This window comes from Flavobacterium notoginsengisoli, from assembly GCF_042686225.1.
Taxonomy (GTDB): domain Bacteria; phylum Bacteroidota; class Bacteroidia; order Flavobacteriales; family Flavobacteriaceae; genus Flavobacterium; species Flavobacterium notoginsengisoli.
In genome coordinates this window covers 222752-244288 of record NZ_JBHUOT010000009.1, presented here as the reverse complement: position 1 = coordinate 244288, position 21537 = coordinate 222752, and the positions used below count along the sequence as shown (strand labels likewise).

At 31.0% G+C, this 21537-nt stretch carries 22 protein-coding genes; 7 read left to right on the top strand and 15 right to left on the bottom strand.

Annotation, left to right across the window (positions count from 1 at the left end):
- Nucleotides 1-97: 97 nt before the first annotated feature.
- Nucleotides 98-532: a hypothetical protein gene (locus ACFS3A_RS19885; protein WP_379827306.1), complete on the top strand. Its 435-nt coding sequence runs from the start codon at nucleotides 98-100 to the stop codon at nucleotides 530-532.
- Nucleotides 533-574: 42 nt separating this feature from the next.
- Here the strand turns inward: ACFS3A_RS19885 and ACFS3A_RS19880 are convergent, their stop codons facing one another.
- Both ACFS3A_RS19880 and ACFS3A_RS19875 read right to left on the bottom strand, forming a co-directional pair.
- On the bottom strand, nucleotides 575-1585 hold the full coding sequence (locus tag ACFS3A_RS19880) for a glycosyltransferase family 9 protein (RefSeq protein WP_379827305.1): 1011 nt from the start codon (nucleotides 1583-1585) through the stop codon (nucleotides 575-577).
- 43 nt (nucleotides 1586-1628) lie between these two features.
- On the bottom strand, nucleotides 1629-2234 hold the full coding sequence (locus ACFS3A_RS19875) for a DUF4254 domain-containing protein (protein ID WP_109191234.1): 606 nt from the start codon (nucleotides 2232-2234) through the stop codon (nucleotides 1629-1631).
- 110 nt (nucleotides 2235-2344) lie between these two features.
- On the opposite strand from ACFS3A_RS19875, the gene upp reads away from it, so the two are divergent.
- Nucleotides 2345-2998, top strand: coding sequence for a uracil phosphoribosyltransferase (upp, locus tag ACFS3A_RS19870; RefSeq protein ID WP_379827304.1), 654 nt, complete (start codon nucleotides 2345-2347; stop codon nucleotides 2996-2998).
- Here the strand turns inward: upp and ACFS3A_RS19865 are convergent.
- Nucleotides 2993-3922: a DUF6427 family protein gene (locus ACFS3A_RS19865; protein WP_379827303.1), complete on the bottom strand. Its 930-nt coding sequence runs from the start codon at nucleotides 3920-3922 to the stop codon at nucleotides 2993-2995. The two genes, upp and ACFS3A_RS19865, sit on opposite strands and share 6 nt — an antisense overlap.
- A 140-nt stretch (nucleotides 3923-4062) precedes the next feature.
- Between ACFS3A_RS19865 and ACFS3A_RS19860 the strand changes: the two genes are divergently transcribed.
- The gene (locus tag ACFS3A_RS19860) at nucleotides 4063-4293 is read left to right on the top strand and encodes a DUF6341 family protein (RefSeq protein WP_379827302.1); all 231 of its coding nucleotides are present in this window, start codon (nucleotides 4063-4065) and stop codon (nucleotides 4291-4293) included.
- Nucleotides 4294-4336: 43 nt separating this feature from the next.
- Here ACFS3A_RS19860 and purD read toward each other — a convergent pair whose 3' ends face one another.
- Nucleotides 4337-5611: a phosphoribosylamine--glycine ligase gene (purD, locus tag ACFS3A_RS19855; protein ID WP_379827301.1), complete on the bottom strand. Its 1275-nt coding sequence runs from the start codon at nucleotides 5609-5611 to the stop codon at nucleotides 4337-4339.
- A 135-nt stretch (nucleotides 5612-5746) separates the two neighbouring features.
- Here purD and ACFS3A_RS19850 point away from each other — a divergent pair, with 135 nt between their 5' ends.
- Entirely contained in the window at nucleotides 5747-7057 is a 1311-nt protein-coding gene (locus tag ACFS3A_RS19850) for a phenylacetate--CoA ligase family protein (protein ID WP_379827300.1), read from the top strand.
- Nucleotides 7058-7099: 42 nt separating this feature from the next.
- On the top strand, nucleotides 7100-7630 hold the full coding sequence (locus ACFS3A_RS19845) for an ORF6N domain-containing protein (protein ID WP_379827299.1): 531 nt from the start codon (nucleotides 7100-7102) through the stop codon (nucleotides 7628-7630).
- Nucleotides 7631-7809: 179 nt separating this feature from the next.
- Here the strand turns inward: ACFS3A_RS19845 and ACFS3A_RS19840 are convergent, their stop codons facing one another.
- The 4 genes from ACFS3A_RS19840 to ACFS3A_RS19825 form a co-directional block, all read right to left on the bottom strand.
- Complete coding sequence (locus ACFS3A_RS19840; protein WP_379827298.1) at nucleotides 7810-8577, bottom strand: glycosyltransferase family 2 protein; 768 nt, start codon at nucleotides 8575-8577, stop codon at nucleotides 7810-7812.
- Between the two features lie 74 nt (nucleotides 8578-8651).
- Nucleotides 8652-9635, bottom strand: a complete 984-nt coding sequence (locus ACFS3A_RS19835) for a UDP-glucuronic acid decarboxylase family protein (protein ID WP_135223320.1) — start codon at nucleotides 9633-9635, stop codon at nucleotides 8652-8654.
- 63 nt (nucleotides 9636-9698) lie between these two features.
- Entirely contained in the window at nucleotides 9699-10823 is a 1125-nt protein-coding gene (locus tag ACFS3A_RS19830) for a glycosyltransferase (protein ID WP_379827297.1), read from the bottom strand.
- Nucleotides 10824-10825: 2 nt separating this feature from the next.
- Nucleotides 10826-11875 (bottom strand): glycosyltransferase family 2 protein, encoded by a 1050-nt coding sequence (locus ACFS3A_RS19825; protein ID WP_379827296.1) that lies wholly within the window; start codon nucleotides 11873-11875, stop codon nucleotides 10826-10828.
- Between ACFS3A_RS19825 and ACFS3A_RS19820 the strand changes: the two genes are divergently transcribed.
- Together ACFS3A_RS19820 and ACFS3A_RS19815 are read left to right on the top strand one after the other, a co-directional pair.
- Nucleotides 11789-13189, top strand: a complete 1401-nt coding sequence (locus ACFS3A_RS19820; protein WP_379827295.1) for an oligosaccharide flippase family protein — start codon at nucleotides 11789-11791, stop codon at nucleotides 13187-13189. The two genes, ACFS3A_RS19825 and ACFS3A_RS19820, sit on opposite strands and share 87 nt — an antisense overlap.
- A 1-nt stretch (nucleotide 13190) precedes the next feature.
- Complete coding sequence (locus ACFS3A_RS19815; protein WP_379827294.1) at nucleotides 13191-14399, top strand: O-antigen ligase family protein; 1209 nt, start codon at nucleotides 13191-13193, stop codon at nucleotides 14397-14399.
- Here the strand turns inward: ACFS3A_RS19815 and ACFS3A_RS19810 are convergent.
- From ACFS3A_RS19810 to ACFS3A_RS19780, 7 genes are all read right to left on the bottom strand, one after another.
- A complete protein-coding gene (locus ACFS3A_RS19810; RefSeq protein WP_379827293.1) occupies nucleotides 14325-15530 on the bottom strand; it encodes an O-antigen ligase family protein in 1206 nt (401 codons plus the stop codon). The two genes, ACFS3A_RS19815 and ACFS3A_RS19810, sit on opposite strands and share 75 nt — an antisense overlap.
- A gap of 32 nt (nucleotides 15531-15562) precedes the next feature.
- Nucleotides 15563-16078 carry a hypothetical protein gene (locus ACFS3A_RS19805; protein ID WP_379827292.1) on the bottom strand — a complete coding sequence of 172 codons (516 nt, stop codon included), beginning with the start codon at nucleotides 16076-16078 and terminating at the stop codon, nucleotides 15563-15565.
- 15 nt (nucleotides 16079-16093) lie between these two features.
- On the bottom strand, nucleotides 16094-17089 hold the full coding sequence (locus ACFS3A_RS19800; protein ID WP_379827291.1) for a hypothetical protein: 996 nt from the start codon (nucleotides 17087-17089) through the stop codon (nucleotides 16094-16096).
- A 7-nt stretch (nucleotides 17090-17096) separates the two neighbouring features.
- Nucleotides 17097-18776, bottom strand: coding sequence for a DUF6909 family protein (locus tag ACFS3A_RS19795; RefSeq protein WP_379827290.1), 1680 nt, complete (start codon nucleotides 18774-18776; stop codon nucleotides 17097-17099).
- A 76-nt stretch (nucleotides 18777-18852) separates the two neighbouring features.
- Nucleotides 18853-19443, bottom strand: coding sequence for a transposase (locus ACFS3A_RS19790; protein WP_379827289.1), 591 nt, complete (start codon nucleotides 19441-19443; stop codon nucleotides 18853-18855).
- 74 nt (nucleotides 19444-19517) lie between these two features.
- Nucleotides 19518-21002, bottom strand: coding sequence for a GH3 auxin-responsive promoter family protein (locus ACFS3A_RS19785; RefSeq protein ID WP_379827288.1), 1485 nt, complete (start codon nucleotides 21000-21002; stop codon nucleotides 19518-19520).
- Between the two features lie 11 nt (nucleotides 21003-21013).
- Nucleotides 21014-21517 carry a peptidase gene (locus tag ACFS3A_RS19780; RefSeq protein WP_379827287.1) on the bottom strand — a complete coding sequence of 168 codons (504 nt, stop codon included), beginning with the start codon at nucleotides 21515-21517 and terminating at the stop codon, nucleotides 21014-21016.
- Between the last annotated feature and the right edge of the window lie 20 nt (nucleotides 21518-21537).

Genomic DNA, 21537 nt, shown 5'->3' with positions numbered 1-21537 from the left:
TTAAATTAGAGGTATAATTATGGCAATCTCAATCTCACTAGTTTGAGAATTTGTAGAGCTCAATCAAAATTTGTCAAACATTTAAACATTAAATATCATGACAGCTCACGTACAACACTTTCATCTATATCTATTTATCATGTTGGCTGTAACTGCTTCGCTATGCGTGTTGGCAGTTATTATAAAAATGAGAAACAAAAAAGGCCCCAAGTTGCTTGAAAGAGAAAAATACAATTCAACTATGACCGAAAAAATGGTAGAAGTAAAAAAAACAGATTCAAATATTTTTAATATCTGGCCTTATGTAAGCAGACTTAAATCGGCTAACGTTTTATCTAAAAAAATTAAAGATCACGATTTAATTTATAAAATTTACAGAGATTCATCAGACAAATTTGAACATATTCTGTTGTCTACTGAAGACAAAAATAACTTTGTTACTATTATAGTAAACAAAAAAAGAAAAAAAACAATAGGATATTCTTTCCTCGATTCTAATGAACGATACGATTTAAGCAAAAATATTGCTTAAGGGTTAAAAAAAAACTTCTCCATAAAGAGAAGTTTTTGATTTTTATAAAAGCTGTTCTTCAACCTTGTCAACAACCTTCTGTGGCAAAATTGTTCTCATAACATCTTCATAACCTTCTACAACTTTATTTCCGTAAACTGAAGTTGGTAGTTTTGGATATTGATTTCGATCTGATGTTAATGCATTTTCTAAACTTTGATTGAACGGTAAAAATCCAGCATAAGGATGCGTAGCACCCCAAAGCGTAACTACTTTTACTCCAAGCATTGCCGCGATATGTGCATTTCCAGAATCCATAGAAAGCATAATATCAAGATTACTGATTAACTGCAATTCCTGCTGAAACTTAATTCTTCCGGCCATATTGATTACATTTTCAAAAGGCTGAGCAAGTGAATCTAAAATTTCAATTTCTCTTTTTCCTCCGCCAAAAAGTAAAATTTTATATGCTGGATTATCAGCCAATTTTGCAATTACTTCCTTCAATAAATCCAAAGGATAAACCTTAGAATCATATTGTGCAAAAGGTGCAATTCCTATTAATTTTTGATTTTGATTTCCTATAATTTCCAGAATATCAGATTTTAAAACTGCTTTTGCAGGGAAATCTGGATTCGTTAAATCTAATGGAAAGCCTAGTTCTTCGAATACTTTTGCATGTCTTTCAAACATGGTTGGCAATTGTTTGAAAATCTTATTTTCAGCTCTTGTCAATTCTTTTTTTCCTTCACGGCCTTTATCAACAGTTGCTCTTTTTTTTCCGCTTAAAGCGAAAAGCAAACTCACAACCTTGGATCGTAAAACATTATGAAGATCTGCAAAGGCATCAATCTTCAGTTTTTTCACATCACTAAATAATCGTAAAAGCCCTGGAAATCCTTTATGTCTTTCTTTCTCATCAAAAGCAAAAAAATCAAGATTTGGAATTCCGTCAAAAAAAGGTTTGAAAAAAGGACGGGAAATAACCGTCAGTTTTACTGTTGGATACTGTTTTACAAAGGCGCGTAAAACAGGAACCGTCATGGCGACATCTCCCATTGCGGATAGTCTCATGACGGCTATATGTTTGATTTTGTTGCTGGACAACTCTGCCAAATTATTTTTTATTTTGATATAAAACCGGGTTCAATTCATCGTCATTGTACATTTTCATTTGTTTGTACACTTTCATGAATTTATCTCCGTTTTCAATATCCGTCAATAGTTCTTCAATTGCTGTAGATAAATCTGTTCTTTGTTCTAAAAGGATATTTAGTTTTTCCTGACATTTATCTCTGTGTTCCTGAGAAGCTTCAGCACGTGTAGCTTCTTCATGCATGTGATAGATTTTTAAAGCCAAAATAGACAATCTGTCAAATGCCCATGCCGGACTTTCAGAATTAATTTTTGCTCCGTCTTTTACTTTCACATCACTATATTTTTGTAAAAAATAGCTGTCGATATATTCCACCATATCAGTACGTTCCTGATTAGATGCATCAATTCTTCTTTTTAAAGTTAAAGCTGCAACCGGATCAATCTGCGGATCACGAATAATATCTTCAAAATGCCATTGAACGGTATCAATCCAATTTTTAAGATATAACAGATGTTCAAATTTATCTTTTGGATAAGGATTATTAATCGGCTGGTCTACATTATCAAACTGATGATAATCTTTGATACTTTGCTCGAAAACAGAATATGCTAATTTTGAAAACATGTTTTTATTTTTTTAGATATACAAAGATACTTTTTATACTTTTATGCTACGAAGAAAAGAAATTATTTTTCGTTTCATAATTATATTCTTAAATAGATTAAAATTTCATCATGAAAATTCATTATATCTCTGAAAATAACAGTGTTTTAAATCATTTTCTTGGACAAATTAGAAATGTAAATGTTCAGAACGACAGCATGCGTTTTCGAAGAAATATAGAACGCATTGGAGAAATTATGGCGTATGAATTAAGCAAAATTTTACCGTATAAAAATGTTGAGATTCAAACCCCACTTGGCATTAAAAAAACAACGGAAATAGATACTGATTTAGTTTTATGTCCTATTTTAAGAGCGGGTTTACCACTACACAATGGTTTCTTAAATTATTTTGATCATGCAGAAAACAGTTTTGTTTCAGCTTGCAGACATCATCCAAACAATGATGATGAATTTGAAATTTTAGTAGAATATCAGGCCATTTCAAACCTAAACAATAAAACCGTTCTGCTTCTGGATCCTATGTTGGCTACTGGACAATCAATTGTTGCTGTTCATAAAAAATTACTTGAAAATGCAACTCCGGCAGAATTTCATATTGTAGTGGTTATTGCTGCTCCGGAAGGAATTGCCCATTTAGAAAAAAATCTTCCACAAAACTGCCATTTATGGGTTGCTTCTTCAGATGAAAAATTAAATGAGAAAAACTACATAGTTCCTGGTCTTGGAGACGCCGGCGATCTTGCTTACGGAAGTAAATTATAATTGTGAAAAGAAAGTAAATAAACTGCACACAATCAAAACATAAAATGCAATTTCATTATTCAGTTTTTGCTGCATATATTCCACATGACTTGTTGCCATAACCGCTAAAGGAGCAATACTAAATAACAATAAATCATTGCTTTTGTTTGGCGAAATGATATAAACCAATGCTGCTATAAAAAAGTATGCTACAATTTTTTTGTATGAAGAATGTACTATCTGTGGTCTATTCGATAGTGTCATTAACATTGATGTCACAAAAAACAAAGCAACAGCAGTGTAAATTGAAAGTGCCCCGTTTTCATAATTGTTTTTAAAATAATCAATTCTAAAATCGATTACAGCTCTTTCCTGAAAGAAAGCTACCACATCAATATTAAAAATCAGAGAGGTCATATAGAATAATATTGCTACTGCTAATAATGCTATAAAAGGCAAAACCCAGTTTCTGTAATCTCTGGAAACGTGAAAAACTATTGATATAAAAACCAATAATAAAAAAAGTACGCTCCAAAATTGAAATAAAGAAGCTACAAAAATCCAAAATGAAGCATCAAATATTTTTTCTTTAGAAGCTTTAAGAGATTGAAGCGAAATCAATCTCCGAAGTGCCAACAAAATAAAAAAGTTCGCATAAATAACATTTGCATTGTTAAATATGGTTGGGAAAAATAAAAGAAATAATAAATAGAAAAGTATAGCGTAACCATTGTCTTTACTTAGTCCGTTCTTTTTTACAATAAAATTTATCATAAAAAAAGATGCCAAAATAAAGCACAACAAACTCACTTTCTGGAAAGCCAAAAAATAAGAAGTAACCCAGGTTGGGTCTTTAATTTGGAACATAAAAAAGAAAACCAGTATTAAAATTACAACCAAGGAATAATTTAATGGCGTAGATTTTTTAAAAACACTTGTTATCATAAGGATATTTTATACTTTTGTGGTTGTAAAGATAATACTTGTTTAAAAGGAAAAACCGAACAAGTTGAAAAAAGATTTGGTTCGCTGAATTTTATCTCAAGATATTACACAACAATAAATAACATATAATTTTTTAAATTATGAAAGCTTTTTTCGAAGGAATTCAATACTTATTCGTTAACATTTTGTTTGCTCCTCTTGACTTTTTACGTCATTTAGAATTAAAAACTTGGTTTGGTGCAAACACAATTAACTGGATTTTCATGATCATCTGCTCTGCTGCAATCGTTTATTGGATTAAACAATTACGCATTTTTGATGACGCCGGAACTGAAAACCAAGATACAACAGCTCATTCATTTTTAAAATAAAAACCAAACCCTTTAATTAAAAAGGGCTGGTGAATTTTATTTTTTAAATTAGATCGAAGCCGATATCTTTTCTAAAATACATCTTATCAAAGCTTAGTTTATCTATGTTTTGGTAAGATTTTTTTATGGCTTCCTGAAAATTATCTCCATAAGAAGTAACAGCAATTACACGTCCTCCGTTAGTAACGACATTTCCGTTATCTAATTTTGTACCTGCGTGAAAAACTATAGAATCTTCAATATTTTCTAAACCAGAAATAACTTTTCCTTTTTCGAAATCTTCAGGATATCCGCCAGAAACTACCATTACAGTTGTTGCGCTTCTTGGATCAACTTCTAAATTGAAATCTCCTAATTTCTGATCTGCAACAGATAAAAACAATTCAACTAAATCTGATTTTAATCTTGGAACCACAACTTCAGTTTCAGGATCTCCCATTCTTACGTTGTATTCAATAACAATTGGTTCTCCTTTTACGTTAATTAAACCAATAAACACAAATCCTTTATATTCGATTCCGTCTTTTTGGAAACCTTCGATTGTTGGTTTTACGATACGAGTTTCGATTTTTTCCATCAAAACAGCATCTACGTAAGGAACTGGAGAAACCGCTCCCATTCCACCTGTATTTAAACCTGTATCTCCTTCTCCAATTCGTTTGTAATCTTTTGCCGTTGGAAGAATTTTATAGCTTTTTCCGTCAGTTAAAACGAAACAGCTTAATTCGATTCCATCTAAGAATTCTTCAATAACCACTTTTGAACTTGCTGTTCCAAATTTTGCATGAACCAACATGTTTCTTAATTCCGTTTTGGCTTCTTCAAGATCCTGAATAATCAAAACTCCTTTTCCAGCTGCTAATCCGTCTGCTTTTAAAACGTATGGAGGTTGTAATGTTTCTAGAAACGCACATCCATTTTCAACTGTTTCAGCAGTAAAACTGTCATAAGCTGCAGTTGGAATGTTATGTTTCATCAAAAATTCTTTTGCAAATTCTTTACTTCCTTCTAATTGTGCACCCAATTGAGATGGCCCGATCACCGGGATATTTTTTAAACTTTCGTCGTTTTTAAAATAGTCGTAAATACCTTTTACCAATGGATCTTCTGGTCCTACAACTACTAAACTTATATTTTCTTTAAGCACTAATGCTTTTACTGCTTCAAAATCAGTTGCAGATATAGCCACGTTTTCAGCAATTGCAGCAGTTCCTGCATTTCCAGGTACTACAAAAAGTTTTTCGCAAAGCGGACTCTGTGTCATTTTCCATGCAAATGCATGTTCTCTTCCGCCTGATCCCAATAATAAAATTGTCATGGTGTTGTTCTATTTAGTTGTGGTGCAAAAATACTTGCTTTTGAACGTAAAAAATAATTAAATCTTCAAAAAATTGTTGGTTCTGCCCTGTTAGTAATTCCTAAACATTATTTTTGACTAAAATTATGCTGAAAAATGATTCGCCTTTTTGATCTTTCGCTTCAATTAAATGGTTTTCCAATAAAGAAGGCCAAAGCCGAATTGGATCAAATTGTTCATTTTTCTGAAGAAGATTTTGCTTCCTTTCTTGAAAATAAAAAGAAAGAAATTGTTGATTTTCATTTAAAAAACAATTCTTTTTATGCCGAATTAGTTGGAAACACAAATACTGAAAATTGGGAAAATTTGCCCATTTTAAATAAACAAAATCTCCAAAAACCTCTTAAAAAAAGACTCTCAAAAGGCTTTTCTAAAAAAAACATTTACCTCAACAAAACCTCCGGATCAAGCGGAACTCCTTTTGTTTTTGCTAAAGATAAATATTCGCACGCCTTAACCTGGGCATCCAATATTATGCGTTTCGGCTGGTTTGGGATTGATTTTAATCATTCGTATCAAGCTCGTTTTTATGGAATTCCAATGGATTTTATTGGATATCAAAAAGAACGTTTCAAAGATTTCCTGACGCATCGTTTTCGTTTTCCTGTTTTTGATTTATCCGATGCTGTTTTGGAAAAATTTCTAGAGAAATTCAGAACTAAAAAATTCGATTACATCAATGGCTATACAAGTTCGATTGTACTTTTTGCTAAATATTTAGAAAACAAAAACATCATTCTAAAAGAAATCTGTCCAACTCTGAAAGCCTGTTTTGTTACTTCTGAAATGCTTTTTGAAACAGATAAAAAACTTTTAGAAAAACAATTCGGAATTCCGATTATTAGTGAATATGGTGCTTCTGAATTGGATTTGATTGCTTTTGAAAATCCGCAAGGCGAATGGCAAGTAAATGCAGAAACTTTGTTTGTAGAAATTTTAGATGAAAACAATAATCCTGTTCCACATGGAACAGAAGGAAAAATTGTGATTACTTCTTTATTCAACAAAGCAAATCCTTTCATTAGATATGAAATTGGCGATATTGGAATTTTGGATGAAAAAAGTACGCCTCAAAAACCAATTCTTAAAAAACTTATCGGCAGAACAAATGATATTGCAATTCTTCCAAGCGGGAAAAAATCGCCTGGTTTGACCTTTTATTATGTAACTAAAAGCATCATTGAAGATGATGGAAACGTCAAAGAATTTATCATCAAACAAACCAAATTAAATACTTTTGAGATTGAATATGTTTCTGAAAAAGAATTAGTTTCAGAACAAATTGAGAAAATAAAACAAGCAATTGATTTGTATTTAGAACCCAATCTAAATTTCACTTTTACTCGAAAAACAGTTTTAGAAAGAACCAATCGCGGGAAACTAAAACAGTTTAAATCGTATTTATAAATATAAATAAAATCTTACATTTGTTTTTTTAATTAAAAACTTATGGAAGATCAATCTTTACTTTCTGAAGAAACAATTTCTAATAAAATATATTTTATCCGCGGCCAAAAAGTGATGCTTGACTTTGATTTATCTTCACTTTATGATGTTGAAACTAAAAGATTAAATGAACAAGTGAAAAGGAATTTAACACGTTTTCCTGTTGATTTTATGTTACAACTAACTGAAAATGAATATAATTCTTTAAGGTCGCAAATTGCGACCTTAAAGAAAGGACGAGGAGAGCATCAAAAATATTTACCTTTCGCTTTTACAGAACACGGTGTCTTAATGTTATCTAGTGTCCTAAAAAGCGACAAAGCAATTCAAACCAATATTCAAATTATGAGGATTTTCACGAAAGTGAGACAAATGCTTCTAGATACAACCGAAATCAAAGTTGATATTTTACAGATTCAGAAGAAGTTAGAGAATCATGATAAAAATATTGAATTGGTATTTTCTTATTTAGATGAATTGACTGAGAAAAAAGAAAATGAGTCTGAAAGAGTAAGGATTGGCTACAAAAAATAATTTCTCTAAGGTCACAAATTGTGACCTTAAACGATATTCCAAACTTGATGTCACAAATTGTGACCTCAAGTTTGAATTTAAATTTTACTACATGGTATAAAAAAATTGGAGGTCGCAAATTGCGACCTCCAATTTTAATCGAATTTCTTCAAGGTCGCAAATTGCAACCTTAAAGAATATTAAACTTTCTTTATATATTTTGGTTTGATTATCAACTGAGTAAACAAAAACCTCATCATCAATAAAACAGAAAAAACGAGATTATATCCGTGAAATTCCCTGTAAACACCAAAATTATGTTTGATCAATTTAAATTTTGAAGAGGATACAGAATCTTTTCTAATTCTGTAAAAAGCCAAAGATTCTGGAACTGGTTTTGCTATTTTAATTTGCTTTAAAATCGTTAGCCAAATTCTCCAATCCTGACGCTTTTGTGTGGTTTCCAGAATGATTTTTCCAAAATAATCTGCATCATAAATGGCTGTCAAATTGCCTACATAATTACAGAAAAATAATTCTTTATAAGTTAATGGATTTGGTGATTCAACCCTTCTGTTTAAATTGTTTCCTTCTTCATCAATAGAATCGTAAAAACTAAAAGTAAAGTGTAAATTATTTGTTTTTAGAAACTGTATTTGTTTTTCTAATTTCTCAGGAAACCATAAATCATCGGCATCTAAATAGGCAATATATTTTCCTGTGGCTTTTTCTAAAGCGGAATTTCGGGCAAAACCATTTCCGCGATTTTCCGGTAATTTGAAGAGTTTTATTCGATTGTCTTTTTGAGCAAATTCTTCAATTATAGAAACTGTATTATCTGTTGAAGCATCATCAGCCAAAATCATTTCCCAGTTTACATAGGTTTGATTTTGAACAGATTCAATTGTCGATCTAATGAACTTTTCAGTATTATATGTAGGAACAATAATAGAAACTAATTCGTTCATCTGAAACAGATTTTTTTGAAGTTTATTAAAAAACAGCCCGAATTCAATTTAAAATTCGAGCTGTTGTGACCTTTTTATTTTATATAACTTGAAAAGTCTTTGTGTTCTTCTTTTGCAAGTTCTTCCGGAGATAATGATTTAAAATATTCATACGTAATTTTCATTCCTTCGGCACGACTTACTTTAGCTTCCCAACCCAGCAGTTCTTTTGCTTTTGTAGTATCTGGCTGACGCTGTAACGGATCGTTTATTGGTAACGGATGATAAACTACTTTTTGGTTGGTTCCTGTCAGTTTTATAATTTCTTCTGCAAAATCTTTAATCGTGATTTCGTCCGGATTTCCAATATTTACCGGATATACATAATCGGAATGCAATAATCTGAAAATACCTTCAACCTGATCGTCTACATAACAGAAAGAACGCGTTTGCATTCCGTCTCCAAAAATGGTTAAATCTTCTCCGCGAAGTGCCTGGCCAATAAAAGCAGGAATTACACGTCCGTCGTTTAATCTCATTCTTGGACCATAGGTATTAAAAATACGAACGATTCTCGTTTCTACACCATGAAAAGTATGGTACGCCATCGTAATGGATTCCTGAAAACGTTTTGCTTCGTCATACACACCACGAGGTCCAATTGTATTTACGTTTCCGTAATATTCTTCTGTCTGCGGATGCACTAACGGATCTCCATAAACTTCTGAAGTCGATGCAATCAAAATTCTGGCTTTTTTAACTCTTGCTAATCCCAGTAAATTGTGCGTTCCTAAAGATCCAACTTTCAAAGTCTGAATTGGGATTTTTAAATAATCTATCGGACTTGCCGGAGAAGCAAAATGTAAAATATAATCTAAATCACCCGGAATATGAACAAACTTGGTAATATCGTGGTGATAAAACTCAAAGTTTTCCAGTTTGAATAAATGCTCAATATTTTTAAGATCTCCTGTAATAAGGTTATCCATTCCAATAACAAAATAGCCTTCTTTGATAAATCTGTCACATAAATGTGATCCTAAAAATCCTGCAGCTCCGGTGATAAGTATTCTTTTCATGATGGTTGTTTAACATCGCAAATGTAACTGATTTGAAAATTATTTTTTCAGTTATCTTTTGATTTATCTTGTTTCTAAAAAGCTTTGATGTTCTTTATATTTTCCTTCAACAAACTCCTTTATCTCTTTTTCAAATCTTTCTTTTGAAAATAAAATAGCATGTTTACGTATTACCTTCGGATCGAATTTTTTGGTTCCAAAACGAATTACGGCTTCTTTGATTTTCTGAACAGATTGTTCTTCAAAGAAAAGTCCCGTTTCATTTTCAACAACCGTTTCCAGAGTTCCTCCTTTTGATAAAGCAATAACCGGAGTTCCACAAGCTTGTGCCTCAACAGGAATAATTCCAAAATCCTCCTCGGCTGCAAAAACAAAGCTTTTTGCTTTTTGCATTAAACTTCGTAATTTTTTATTTTCAACAAAACCAACGAACTCTATATTACTTTTGGCTATTTTTTGGAGTTTTTCCAGTTCTGGTCCTTCACCCGCAACAATCAGTTTTAAATGTGGCAACTCATTAAAGGCTTCTACAATAAGTTGTGTCTTTTTATACGGAACCAGTCTGGAAGCTGTTAAATAATAGTCTTCTTTTGTTTCTTCTAAACTAAAAAAATCAACATCTACAGGTGGATAAATTACAACTGATTCTTTGTTGTATGTCTTTTTAATTCTTTGAGCAATGTGCTTAGAATTGGCAATAAAATAATCGACGTTTTCTGAGTTAGAAAGGTCCCATTTCTGAATTTTATCTAAAACCGATTTTGCATACAATCCTTTTAAACCCTTTGTTAGTCCCGCATCTTTTAAATATTGTTCTCTTAAATCCCAGGCATAACGCATTGGTGAATGACAATAACAAATATGAAGCTGATTTTCTTCTACTTTTATTCCTTTTGCCACTGCCGATGAAGAACTGATTATTAAGTCATAATCACTTAAATCAAACTGTTCTATGGCTATTGGAAATAACTGTAAAAATTTGCGATGGTTTTTCTTTACTGTAGGCAGTTTTTGTATAAAGCTGGTTTTTGCTTTTTTTCCGTTTAAAATAAACTTACGATCTTCATCATTCAAAAAATCAATAAGCGCAAAATGATCAAAATCATTCCAAATAGAATTTATAGAATGAATCACTTTTTCGGCTCCTCCATTTACATAATACCAATCGCTAATTAGGGCTTTTTTCATCTTTATTGCATTATTTTTCTTGTAAGATAATAAACGTAATAGGCGTTTTTACCAAAAGTGATATTTAAAAAGTATAAAGTTTTTGGAATCCAATGGTCGAACAAATCTAGTTTTTTTAATTCAGATTTGAGTTCTTTTAAAGTCTCTTTTGAAACTCCAACATTCATTTCAAAAACGTGAAAGGACTGTCTTATCATTAATTCTTTTCGCAATTCTTCACGAATTTCAATATTATATAAATTGCCAACGTCTTTTCCAATATCTAAAACCCCTTTCCACATTGAGGCTCTTCCTTTTGCCGAATATGATCCGGGAATATGAAGACCTCCATCTTTTTCAGAGTTTCCAAATAATGGTGGATTTCCTGCTCTTCCTCCTACTGATGGATTTGCCAGATAACCAATTCCTGTTGTGCAAAAAGCATGTGCTGCAAGATAAATTTGGTAAAATAACGTTCCGTCGTATTTATCTGTGGCAAGTCTTTTTGCCCATTCTTTATTAACAACCAATCCCCCAACAAATCCACAAATTCTGAAAACTAGTTTCGCCGAATCATTTTTTCCAATAATAGCTTCATTTGGTAAAAATCTAGAAATGCCCAGTGGTTTGTTTATGTCTTTTTCAAACCGAATAAAAGGTCTTGAAACCATTGCAATAGATTGATTTCTTTTACAAAAGTCGTCAATTTCAGTTAACCCGTTTTTCAAAAACAAATCGTCGTTACCAATTAATATGACCCATTTGTAAAGAGCCAGATCAATTAATTTTCTAATATTGGCATCATAGCCTAAATTCTTTTCGTTTTCTATATAAGAAACAATCACGTTTTTAGCATTAAAAATGACTTGATACTTTTCTGCAACAGCTTGTATTTCGGCTCTTTCTTTTGAAAAATCTTCGCAAATTATAATTTCATTTGGCAGCATTTCCATTTCATAAATAGATTGCAATAAATCTTCAAATTCATGTGGCCTGCCATAAGCGGGAATTGCGATACTATATCCTTGTGTCATTTTTATATTAAAAAAACTTACATTTTCTGTTTTTATCAAAAATATAATTTTAATTTGTATTTGCTTGAAATAAAAAATCAACTTTCTGTTTTAAATTTAACAACAACTTATATAGTGCTTAAAAACATATCATTGAGCTTTGGAATAAATTTTATTAATTTATTATTTCCATTGCTATTAATTCCGTTTTATATCAAAACATTTGGTATTGACATTTACGGTTTAATCGCGGTATCAATGGCATTTATAAACATTGTCTCCGTTTTATATGATTATTCCTGGTATGCATTTGCACCGATAGAGATTCAGAAAGTAAAAAATGACACAAGCTTAATCAACCAATATATTTCGAAAATCATTAATTGCAAGATTGTTGTATTTCTTCCGTCTTTGCTTTTATTGTTAGTTTTTATTTTATGTTCTGAAATAAAATACAATCTGATTTTTTCATTTTCTTTGTTGGTATTTCTGTTTTCAAGATCTCAAAATAACCTTTGTTTCTTTATCGGACTGGATAAAGTATTTCCGTATTTTATTATCAATTCTGTCGTAAAAATTGGCTGCATTGCAATGATTTTTATAACTCTTGTACAAAAAGAAGATTATCAGTTTGTTTTTTACTATCTGGGAATATCAGATATTCTTATTTTCATTTTTTCTACTTTATATTTAATTAAAAAGTGTGGTTTTAAATATAATTTGACTGTAATGTCTGAAGTTTACAAAGAACTTGTTTTTGGTCATAAATTGTTTTTAACCAACCTTACGATTTGTGCACTTATGAATTCAAGTACTATAATTTTAAGTATCTTTTTTGACAATACTGTTGTGGGAATTTATAATGTAGCAGAAAAAATTATTATGCTTTGCAAGCAATCAATAAGTGTATTGTTTCAAGGTGTTTATTTTAAGGCTTGTGAAATTGGAATCTTAAAAATTAAGCAACTTAATCATTTTCTAAAATCTGTTTTCTGGTCTTATTTTTTAATGTATGGTTTTGGAGGTATTTTATTAATCGTTTTTCCAAATCTGATTATTAGTATTTTAAGTTCTGAATATACTTCAAGTTCTTCTATCTATCTAATTTACCTTGCTCCAATTCCGCTTATTAGTGCATTAAATCAGTCTGCTTACATGTCATTGTTACTTCATCATAAAAAAAACACTTACTTTAATGCACATCTTTATGGACTGATTATAAATATAATTCTGTCGTTTGTTTTATGTCATTTAATGAAAGTATATGGTATTGTGGTTTCTTTAATTTTAACCGAAATATTTATAACTGCTTACCTGAATTCTGCTATAGTTAAAAGTGACGAGTTAAATTTTTTCAAGAATAAAATTGACTAAAATGAATTTTTCTAAAAAGCTTATTAAGCCAATATTGTATTTGTTTGTATTTTCTTCTCTTATTTATTTTGTAGAAGCTTTTCAATCTATCATGATGATTGTAACAGCTTTATTATTAATAAGTTTTGCTAAGTTCGAAGATTTTAAAATTTCAAGAAAAAATGCTTCTTTTCTATTTTCTTTTATCATTTTAGCCTTTTACTACATCCTATTTTATAGCTCTAAAAGTTTCAAGCTTATTGCTGAAAGTTTATTATTATTTGTTATTCCGTTGTTAAGTGTTTATTTATATAAGATAGAAACATTTTCAAAAGACCTAAAAAAAATACAATTTGCTTATAGTATCTGTTTGAGTTTATTGTGTCTGTATTTTTTAGGGTTTTACATTTATGATATTCCAAATCACCACTTCGATTGGTATTTAGCACGTTATAATTTAGAATTTTATAATAAAATACATGGAACTTATATCTGTTTATGGATTGCCATTGCCATATTATTTTTAGCAGATTTGACCTCATCTTTTAAACAGTTTCCTGTTCATAAAAAGGCGCTGTTTTTTATAATGTTCGTCCTTCTTTTTTCAGGACTAATAATTTATAATTCAAGAAATATTATTGTCGGACTTATTATTATTTCCGGTGTTCGATTTCTATTATTAAAAAAAGAGAACACAACGATTTCAAAAAAACTGATTTTTTTAGTATTATTTGCCGTTTTAGCTGTGGTTTTATTGTCCAGACGTTATATAGAAGATATTCAATTTCTATTAGACAATTCGTTTAAAAATTCCACTCGATACGCTGCCTGGTCGTGCAGTTCAAAGCTCATTTACGATTCCAATTTTATGGGAATGGATTTTAATTTAATTCAGGATAAATTAAACGAATGTTACGCTCCGTTCCATAATCCTGAATTGGAAAAATTTAAGATTAATTCCCACAACCAATATCTTGATTACATGCTAAAAGGGGGAATTTTTATGCTTTTGGCTTTTATCTCAACCTTGTTTATAAAAATACAATATTCTATAAAACAGCAAAATTATCTGTATTTATCTCTAACAATCTTATTTGTTATTTCGTTTATCACAGAAAATGTTCTCGTGAGACAATATGGAATGTACAGTTATTTTCTATGTGATATTTTGTTCCTCGGTTCTATTCTTGGAAATAAAAATCATAGTAGAAATGAAATAGAAAAACACTAATGTTGGTATGTACAACATACAGCCATCACTGCAACAAACAAACAAATAAATCATACAACCAACTAAATAAAGATAATTATTGTTTTTGGTTGAAATAGCAATATATACCGGCATAAAAAAAGAAAGACAAAACAAAATTATGCCGACAAAACCAAGTTGTTTGAAAATAGACAGATAGACGATTTCTTCAATAAATTTGAAAGTTTGACTACCAAAAAAGCTTAAACCGCTTAATTGTCTAATTTGCTCAATTCTCCCTCCTAGTTTTGAATCTAAAATGAATCCTGACAATGATCCGTATTGAAAATATCGATTCATGAAAAATGTTCCGATAACAATCAAAATTAATCCCAACAAAGCATAAATTCTAATCAGTCTGAAAATGCTGTCTTTGTAAATAAGTACAAAATAAAACAATAATCCAAGCCACACGGTTCTTGATAAAGTAAGTATTAAAGCCAGAATTACAATCATTAATTTTATTCTAGAAGTATTTTTTTGATGGAAAATTGGAAACAACATTAAAATACAAACCCCGAAAATATTTCCATTATTATAAGTAGAAATCAGCTTGTAAAGTGAGCCTCTCATATTGTACTTTCCTTCCAGTGTTCCCAAATCACCTGCGTTTACAGTAACATAGGGAATTTCAATATAGTGCCCTGTAACTTGTTTGAAAACAAATAGAAAAATACCGTATAAGGAAACCAAAAAAACGGCCTGAACTATTTTTTCTTCTATATATAAAGAGTCTATTTTCCTTAAAAATGGACTTAAAAAAAGATAAAAAAATAAAGGAAGAAATGCAAAACTTACATAAAAAGCGACCAGATTTCCCAGTGAACCTTCGTATCCTCTAAAAATCAGATTTAGAGAAAAATACAATACAAATGGCAGTGTCGCCAGATAACAAATAAGATGCTTGGACTGTACTAAAAAGCTCTTCTTTTCGAGTAATATTATGATTAAAAGTAGAAAAATTAAACCTAAATACAAATATCCCCAAGTGAATGGAATTCCCGCAATTTTAAAACCTCCTTTTGGTAGATAGACTAAAAATAACAGACCAATAAAAAAAAGATACTCTCTAATTTTTTCGTTATTCAGAATAAGTTTAAAATTAAAACGCATCTTTATTTTAGTTGTTTTTAATAGGTATGTATTTAATATTTAAGCCTTTGTAATTCGTCCATTAACTCGTTATTACCCATCAAAAAAGGGTCATATTGATTATTAACCTGACTTAGTTTGTAACCAAAATAATTTGGATCCCAGGTAACAAATTCGTTACCATAAAAATATTTTTTGTAAGCTTCAAAATCTCCATTGATCACTTTTGAATTGTGTTTTACAGAGATATTTTTGATAGTAATATTTTGCTGAGTAGTATTATAACCTAAATCTACCCGAATATTTTCAGGAAAAACCTTATCAGGAAAATTGATTACAATTTTTTGCATTTCGTTTGATGCATAAACAGGCCTAAAAACTGAATTTTCGTCTTTCCATTCTCCGCCTTCCGGCAAATAAAAAATCTGTAGTTTATCATTCTTTGCAAAAACAGCTTCAATAGTAATGGTAAAAACATCTTTTTTCCTAACTATGTTTTCTTCCTTTTTTCCACAAGATGATATTAATAAAGCACTTAGAAGACAGATCGAAATGATTTTAAATTTCATTTTAAAAAAATTATATTATTTGTTTTTTTCGTTTTCTACAAGTAAAAGCTGTTTTTTGTAAAATGCTTTAAATGCATTTAATAATACAAAAAGAAAAATAAATAAAAGTGGAAGATAGAATTTCAGCTTACTATTAATAGATTTTTTACTCTCCACATTAATTGTACTGCTGATTTCTTTAATCGTTTTTTCGTAACTGATTAACTTAAGTCGATTCCTTCCTTGTTCTTCAATTAAAGCTTGTTTAGTTTTTATAAGATCATTCAACTGTGTATTCTCATTATAATAAACCAGTTTATCGTTCTTTTGAGTTCCTTTTGTTATATTGGAAAAATTACTTAAAACGGTATTAATCTGTTTGATTATAGAATCATTTTGAACAATATTTCCCTGTAAATTTTTCAATTCGATTTTCTGAATCGTATTAAAATATTCCGAATTGTTCAAAAAATTCAAAATTGGAGCGGCATAGTCTTTATCATTTCCCACTTCGCTCGTCGTGAAGGAAACAGTATGATATCTGTAATTTTTACTGGTTAAGGTATCTATCAAAATTTTATTGATATCACCATTTTCGGCCATAAGTTCCAATAATTGAAAATTACGCTCTTTATTGTCTACAAACTTATAAGCTTCAACAATGGGTCTAATTTGAATTTTTTTAATCAGTTTCGGGTTTTTAACTCCAACCACCTTTTTTAGAAAAACGGTATCGTTCGAAATTACTTTGGATTGTAGCAGATCAATTTTAGAATATAAATAATCTACACTCTCAAAATTTGGTTCTACAATAATTTGATTACTATATGATTTTCTTGTTGTATCTAAATACCAGCCAATTGCAAAACCAGTAACGATTAATATTAAAACTATAATCCAGTTTCTCAGAAAGAATTGAATACTTCTAAAAATAGAACTATTAATCTTGTCGAAAAAATTACTAATCTTTCTAGAAATCTGAACTAAATCAATCTCCTGATCTTCCTGATTCTGCGGTACTTTTGTACTCATTTATGATTTATTTGATGTTGAAAATCTGTTCTAAAATCTTAATTGTAATCAAATAAGTCGGCTTAACACCCGTTGTTCCTAATCCGCCTGAAGCCAGTGTACTTCCTGTTTCCAAAGGATTATCTGATGCATAATAAGCATAACGAACTTTAATATCATGCGGAACACTTTTTCTAATTTTGGATGCCGACTGAATTGCTTTTTGGTAATAAGATCCTTCCATTTCCAAACCAATTACACCCCAGGTCGATTCGTGGAAAAATTTCAACAAATCTCTGTTTTGTAATGAAGTTCCAAGAACTGTAACCATTGCACCTTCATAAATATCAATCTCATTTCCTTCGAACATCGCACCAGTTAATTCATTTTCGAAGAAATAATTATCCGCTGTTCCTTCGTTGATATGCGCTGTCGGAATCATGATATCTCCTTTTCCTCCTTCGAGAATTCCGGCTTTACCCATAATCGAAACCGATTTTACATTTAGTAATGTTTCTTTTTTGAATGGTTTTAAAAGCTCGTCGATCGTTTCATACGCCTGTTCTCCAAAAGCGTAATCCATTACAATGATTACTGGTTTGTCTTCTCCTACATTAGCATGCGAAAAAGCTGTTTTCGACCAGTCAATTTTTGCTGTATCAAAAATCTGAACATCGATATTGGTTCCTGAACAATCCGGTAATGAAATCATTCCGTTTTTCAAGGCCAATTCTTCCACAACACTTCTAATCTCTTTTGACCCTGAACTGCTTAATTCTTCATAAATAAAGAAATCTGTTTTGCCTTTGAATTTTGTTTTGAGCAAAGGCGTCGCAAAAATCGAATTCATAACGCTGTGCATATTCGCACTGATAACGTGAATTGGTCTTTGTAAAAGATCATTTGCTTTTAAAACTTCTTTTATGTTTGTAGCCCATATTTCTCCGTGAATGTGGTGTCCTAAGCGTTCACGTAAAACAGGACTGAATGTTATCGTACGTTTATTGTTTTCAACAATTTCTTCAATAGCTAATTTTCCTAACCAATAAATTACGTGCAAGAAACGGTCCGGAGCATTTTCAGAACCAAAAGCATCGTAAATATCTAAAACTTCTTCAAAAGTTCGTGCTAAAATATTAGCAACATGCGAAATAGCTTTTTCTTTTTCTACCAAAGAAAGCTTTTTGGTCTGCATAACCGCTTGTTCCAATTTCTGCCAGTCGCGGGAAACTTCTCCGCCATCATCAATTAAAACTCTGTTTTTAATTTTATGAGATTCAATAAAAATGAAAGTCAAATGCGTTAGAATATCATAAATATCAGAACGTCCTCTTGTGATTTCGACATTCATTTGTTCTTCGTCAATTCTATAGCAGTTTCTTCTTCTTTTTGGAGGAACAATTGCCTGAAAATGTGATTTAGAATAACCTTCGTCTGAAGTCAAATTGATAAAACGACATTGCTCAATCCCTACAGGAAGACGTTCTATAACGTATAAAAGTCCGTTTAGTTCCACTTTTTCTTCAGCAATATTTCCATAAATTTCAGGTCTTAATGCTAATAATGATTCACGTAAACTGTCGCCGGAAACTCCCATAGGTTTATAAAAACCACGGTTGAACAAATGGCGCATTGTAATGTACATTTTTTCTATAGCCGCAGATGATTCCTGCGCTCTAGATCTTGATATATGTTTGGTTTCTTTCATTCTATTTTATTTTATAAATTCAAATGTAGTTAAATACAAGGCATGCCGTGTGTCTACAACATTATTTTTTAAAAAATCATTTTGATTTATCTTCTGTTTTAAATTTATCCTTTGCCCAATTTTCAGGATTGGAAACAATGTAATCAGAAATTTTTTGATAATCATTATTGTTTCTAATTATATTATCATAAAATAATTTTTGCCATTGATGCGGATATCCTAATCTGTTGGCATGTTTGGTTACCGCAGATTTATATGACCCAACAATTGACGAAATGGTGTTTTTTCCGATGTTTTGAAAACGTTGTGAACCTGGTGATTCTGGCGATGGTAGATACAGGGCATGCCCTGTATCTACACGCCCTGTATCTGTATCAACGTCATCTAATTGTTTATCGATAATCAAAATTCCGTGAATATGATTTGGCATGACCACAAAATCACCCAATTCAACGTTTTTATGGTGCGCAGGAATTTGATGCCACAATATATCAGCAATAATACCAACCTCTGATAAAACCATTTTATCATTTTGAATTTCTCCAAAATAATGTTCTCTACCTTGCGTACAAATTGTGATGAAATAAGCTCCGTTCCAACCATAATCCCACCATTGAGCTCTTATTGAAGAAACACGGTATTTATTTTGAAATTTTCCTTGATTCATTAATTTTTTTATTTACTTCTCTTTTTATTAAATGTAGTAAATAACTTATGAATATGAAAAATATTATCTAAATGCTACCTCAAATTATCCGCAATATCCCTATTATTTGATAATCTAGGAATCTTGTTTTGTCCTCCCAATTTCCCTTGTGATTTCATGTAATCCTGAAATCCGTTTTTCGAAATTTTGGTTACAATTACTTTTCTTAAAACATTTCCTGTGATTAAATCATCGTAATAAATGTTTTGCTTACGCATTGAATTATCAATTGTTTCAGCAAAAATCTCCATGTTTTCCGGCTCCTTTTCAAATTCAACCAGCCATTCATGATACGGAAGTCCACTTTGAGGATTAATCTGTGGCGCTACTGTAAATTCGTTGATTACGATATTGGTTGATGCTACAGCTTCTTTCATTGCATTTTCTACTTCGTTAGCAATAACGTGTTCTCCAAAAGCCGAAATATAATGTTTAATACGTCCGGAAACTATCACACGATGCGGAAACAAAGAAGTAAACTGAACGGTGTCTCCAATATTATAACGCCAAAGCCCAGCATTGGTAGAAACAATCAAAACATAATTTACTCCAATTTCTACTTCGCCAATTGTAAGTACTTTTGGATTTTCTTGAAAAAATTCATCTGCTTTTATAAATTCGTAGAAAATACCTGAATTCAATAATAGAAGCATTCCTTTTTCTTTTTGCGAATCCTGATAAGCAAAGAATCCTTCAGAAGCTGGAAATAATTCGATGCTGTCTACTTTTCTGCCAATCATGTTTTCGAATTTGGCGCGATACGGTTCGTAATTCACTCCTCCATAAATAAAGAGGTTAAAATTCTTGAATATTTCGCCTATTTTCTTACCTCCGCTTTTTTGTTGCAAGCGCTCAAAATACATCTGTACCCAGGACGGAATTCCCGAAATAACCGACATATCTTCTAAAATTGTTTCGTCTACAATGGCATCAACTTTGGTTTCCCAGTCTTCAATACAGTTGGTTTCCCACGATGGCATTCTGTTTCTTTGCAAGTATCTCGGCACAAAATGCGCTGCAATTCCGGACAATCTGCCAAACTTGATACCGTATTTCTCTGTCAGAATAGGACTTCCCTGCAGAAAAATCATTTTTCCATCTATAAAATCAGTATTTCCGGTTTCGTAAACATAATGCAAGATGGCATTTCTTGAAGCTTCAATATGAAAAGGCATTGATTCTTTTGTCAGCGGAATAAATTTTGCTCCTGATGTTGTTCCCGAAGTTTTAGCAAAATACATTGGCTTTCCTTTCCAGAGAATATCTTCCTCTCCTTTAATTACCTTTTCAATATAAGGTTTTAGATCTTCGTAATCTCTTACCGGAACGTTTTTCTGAAAGTCTTCAATTGTTTTTATTTCATCCAAATGATGATCTTTACCAAAACTCGTTTCTTTGGCATTTTTTATTAGTTTTTTAAAAACTTTTTGTTGCGTTTCGACTGGTTTTTGGGCCCAGGTTTGAGTTTGGTGATATATCTTACTAGCAAATAATTTTGCTGCTACAGCTTTAATAGACATTTTTTATGGTATTATTTTTTGTCACTTTTCTTTTTCTTCTGAGATTTTGCCTGCTGTTCTTTTTCAGTTTTAGCCACCTCATCTCTTAGTTTTATTTCAGCATCAGAAGCTTTCATGTTAAAGTCTGCGGGGTCTTCGACTGTTTCTGCTAAAATAGAATCTTTATTAAATTTTGAATATTCTAGTTCTCCTTTTAAAACTTTCTGAATTCCTTTTATATAAGCTTCATTTTGTCGTAAAGCTGTTTCAAGGGAATCTGATTTTATTGCCAATTGGGTTGCATTTCTTTTTAACTCCGTTGAAGAATATCCTGGAATAAATTCGCGGAGTGGTGTAAAGGCAATTATGAAAGTGGTAATCAGAATTAAAAAAATGCCTCCTAGAGTAAACGTTACAAAGACATTCATTAAGTTAAGTTTAAAAGAAAATAGTTCTTCAAAAGTATCCTCATTCAAAATTATTAATCGGTTCTTGGTGAATAATTTTCTTCTGAAACTATGTTTTTTCTTTGACATATTACTCTTTTAATAGGAGC

Coding starts and splice junctions, on each gene's coding strand:
- ACFS3A_RS19885 (WP_379827306.1), top strand. CDS start 98: ATGACAGCTCACGTACAACACTTTCATCTATATCTATTTATCATGTTG.
- ACFS3A_RS19880 (WP_379827305.1), bottom strand. CDS start 1,585: ATGAGACTATCCGCAATGGGAGATGTCGCCATGACGGTTCCTGTTTTA.
- ACFS3A_RS19875 (WP_109191234.1), bottom strand. CDS start 2,234: ATGTTTTCAAAATTAGCATATTCTGTTTTCGAGCAAAGTATCAAAGAT.
- upp (WP_379827304.1), top strand. CDS start 2,345: ATGAAAATTCATTATATCTCTGAAAATAACAGTGTTTTAAATCATTTT.
- ACFS3A_RS19865 (WP_379827303.1), bottom strand. CDS start 3,922: ATGATAACAAGTGTTTTTAAAAAATCTACGCCATTAAATTATTCCTTG.
- ACFS3A_RS19860 (WP_379827302.1), top strand. CDS start 4,063: ATGAAAGCTTTTTTCGAAGGAATTCAATACTTATTCGTTAACATTTTG.
- purD (WP_379827301.1), bottom strand. CDS start 5,611: ATGACAATTTTATTATTGGGATCAGGCGGAAGAGAACATGCATTTGCA.
- ACFS3A_RS19850 (WP_379827300.1), top strand. CDS start 5,747: ATGATTCGCCTTTTTGATCTTTCGCTTCAATTAAATGGTTTTCCAATA.
- ACFS3A_RS19845 (WP_379827299.1), top strand. CDS start 7,100: ATGGAAGATCAATCTTTACTTTCTGAAGAAACAATTTCTAATAAAATA.
- ACFS3A_RS19840 (WP_379827298.1), bottom strand. CDS start 8,577: ATGAACGAATTAGTTTCTATTATTGTTCCTACATATAATACTGAAAAG.
- ACFS3A_RS19835 (WP_135223320.1), bottom strand. CDS start 9,635: ATGAAAAGAATACTTATCACCGGAGCTGCAGGATTTTTAGGATCACAT.
- ACFS3A_RS19830 (WP_379827297.1), bottom strand. CDS start 10,823: ATGAAAAAAGCCCTAATTAGCGATTGGTATTATGTAAATGGAGGAGCC.
- ACFS3A_RS19820 (WP_379827295.1), top strand. CDS start 11,789: ATGTGGCCTGCCATAAGCGGGAATTGCGATACTATATCCTTGTGTCAT.
- ACFS3A_RS19815 (WP_379827294.1), top strand. CDS start 13,191: ATGAATTTTTCTAAAAAGCTTATTAAGCCAATATTGTATTTGTTTGTA.
- ACFS3A_RS19810 (WP_379827293.1), bottom strand. CDS start 15,530: ATGCGTTTTAATTTTAAACTTATTCTGAATAACGAAAAAATTAGAGAG.
- ACFS3A_RS19805 (WP_379827292.1), bottom strand. CDS start 16,078: ATGAAATTTAAAATCATTTCGATCTGTCTTCTAAGTGCTTTATTAATA.
- ACFS3A_RS19800 (WP_379827291.1), bottom strand. CDS start 17,089: ATGAGTACAAAAGTACCGCAGAATCAGGAAGATCAGGAGATTGATTTA.
- ACFS3A_RS19795 (WP_379827290.1), bottom strand. CDS start 18,776: ATGAAAGAAACCAAACATATATCAAGATCTAGAGCGCAGGAATCATCT.
- ACFS3A_RS19790 (WP_379827289.1), bottom strand. CDS start 19,443: ATGAATCAAGGAAAATTTCAAAATAAATACCGTGTTTCTTCAATAAGA.
- ACFS3A_RS19785 (WP_379827288.1), bottom strand. CDS start 21,002: ATGTCTATTAAAGCTGTAGCAGCAAAATTATTTGCTAGTAAGATATAT.
- ACFS3A_RS19780 (WP_379827287.1), bottom strand. CDS start 21,517: ATGTCAAAGAAAAAACATAGTTTCAGAAGAAAATTATTCACCAAGAAC.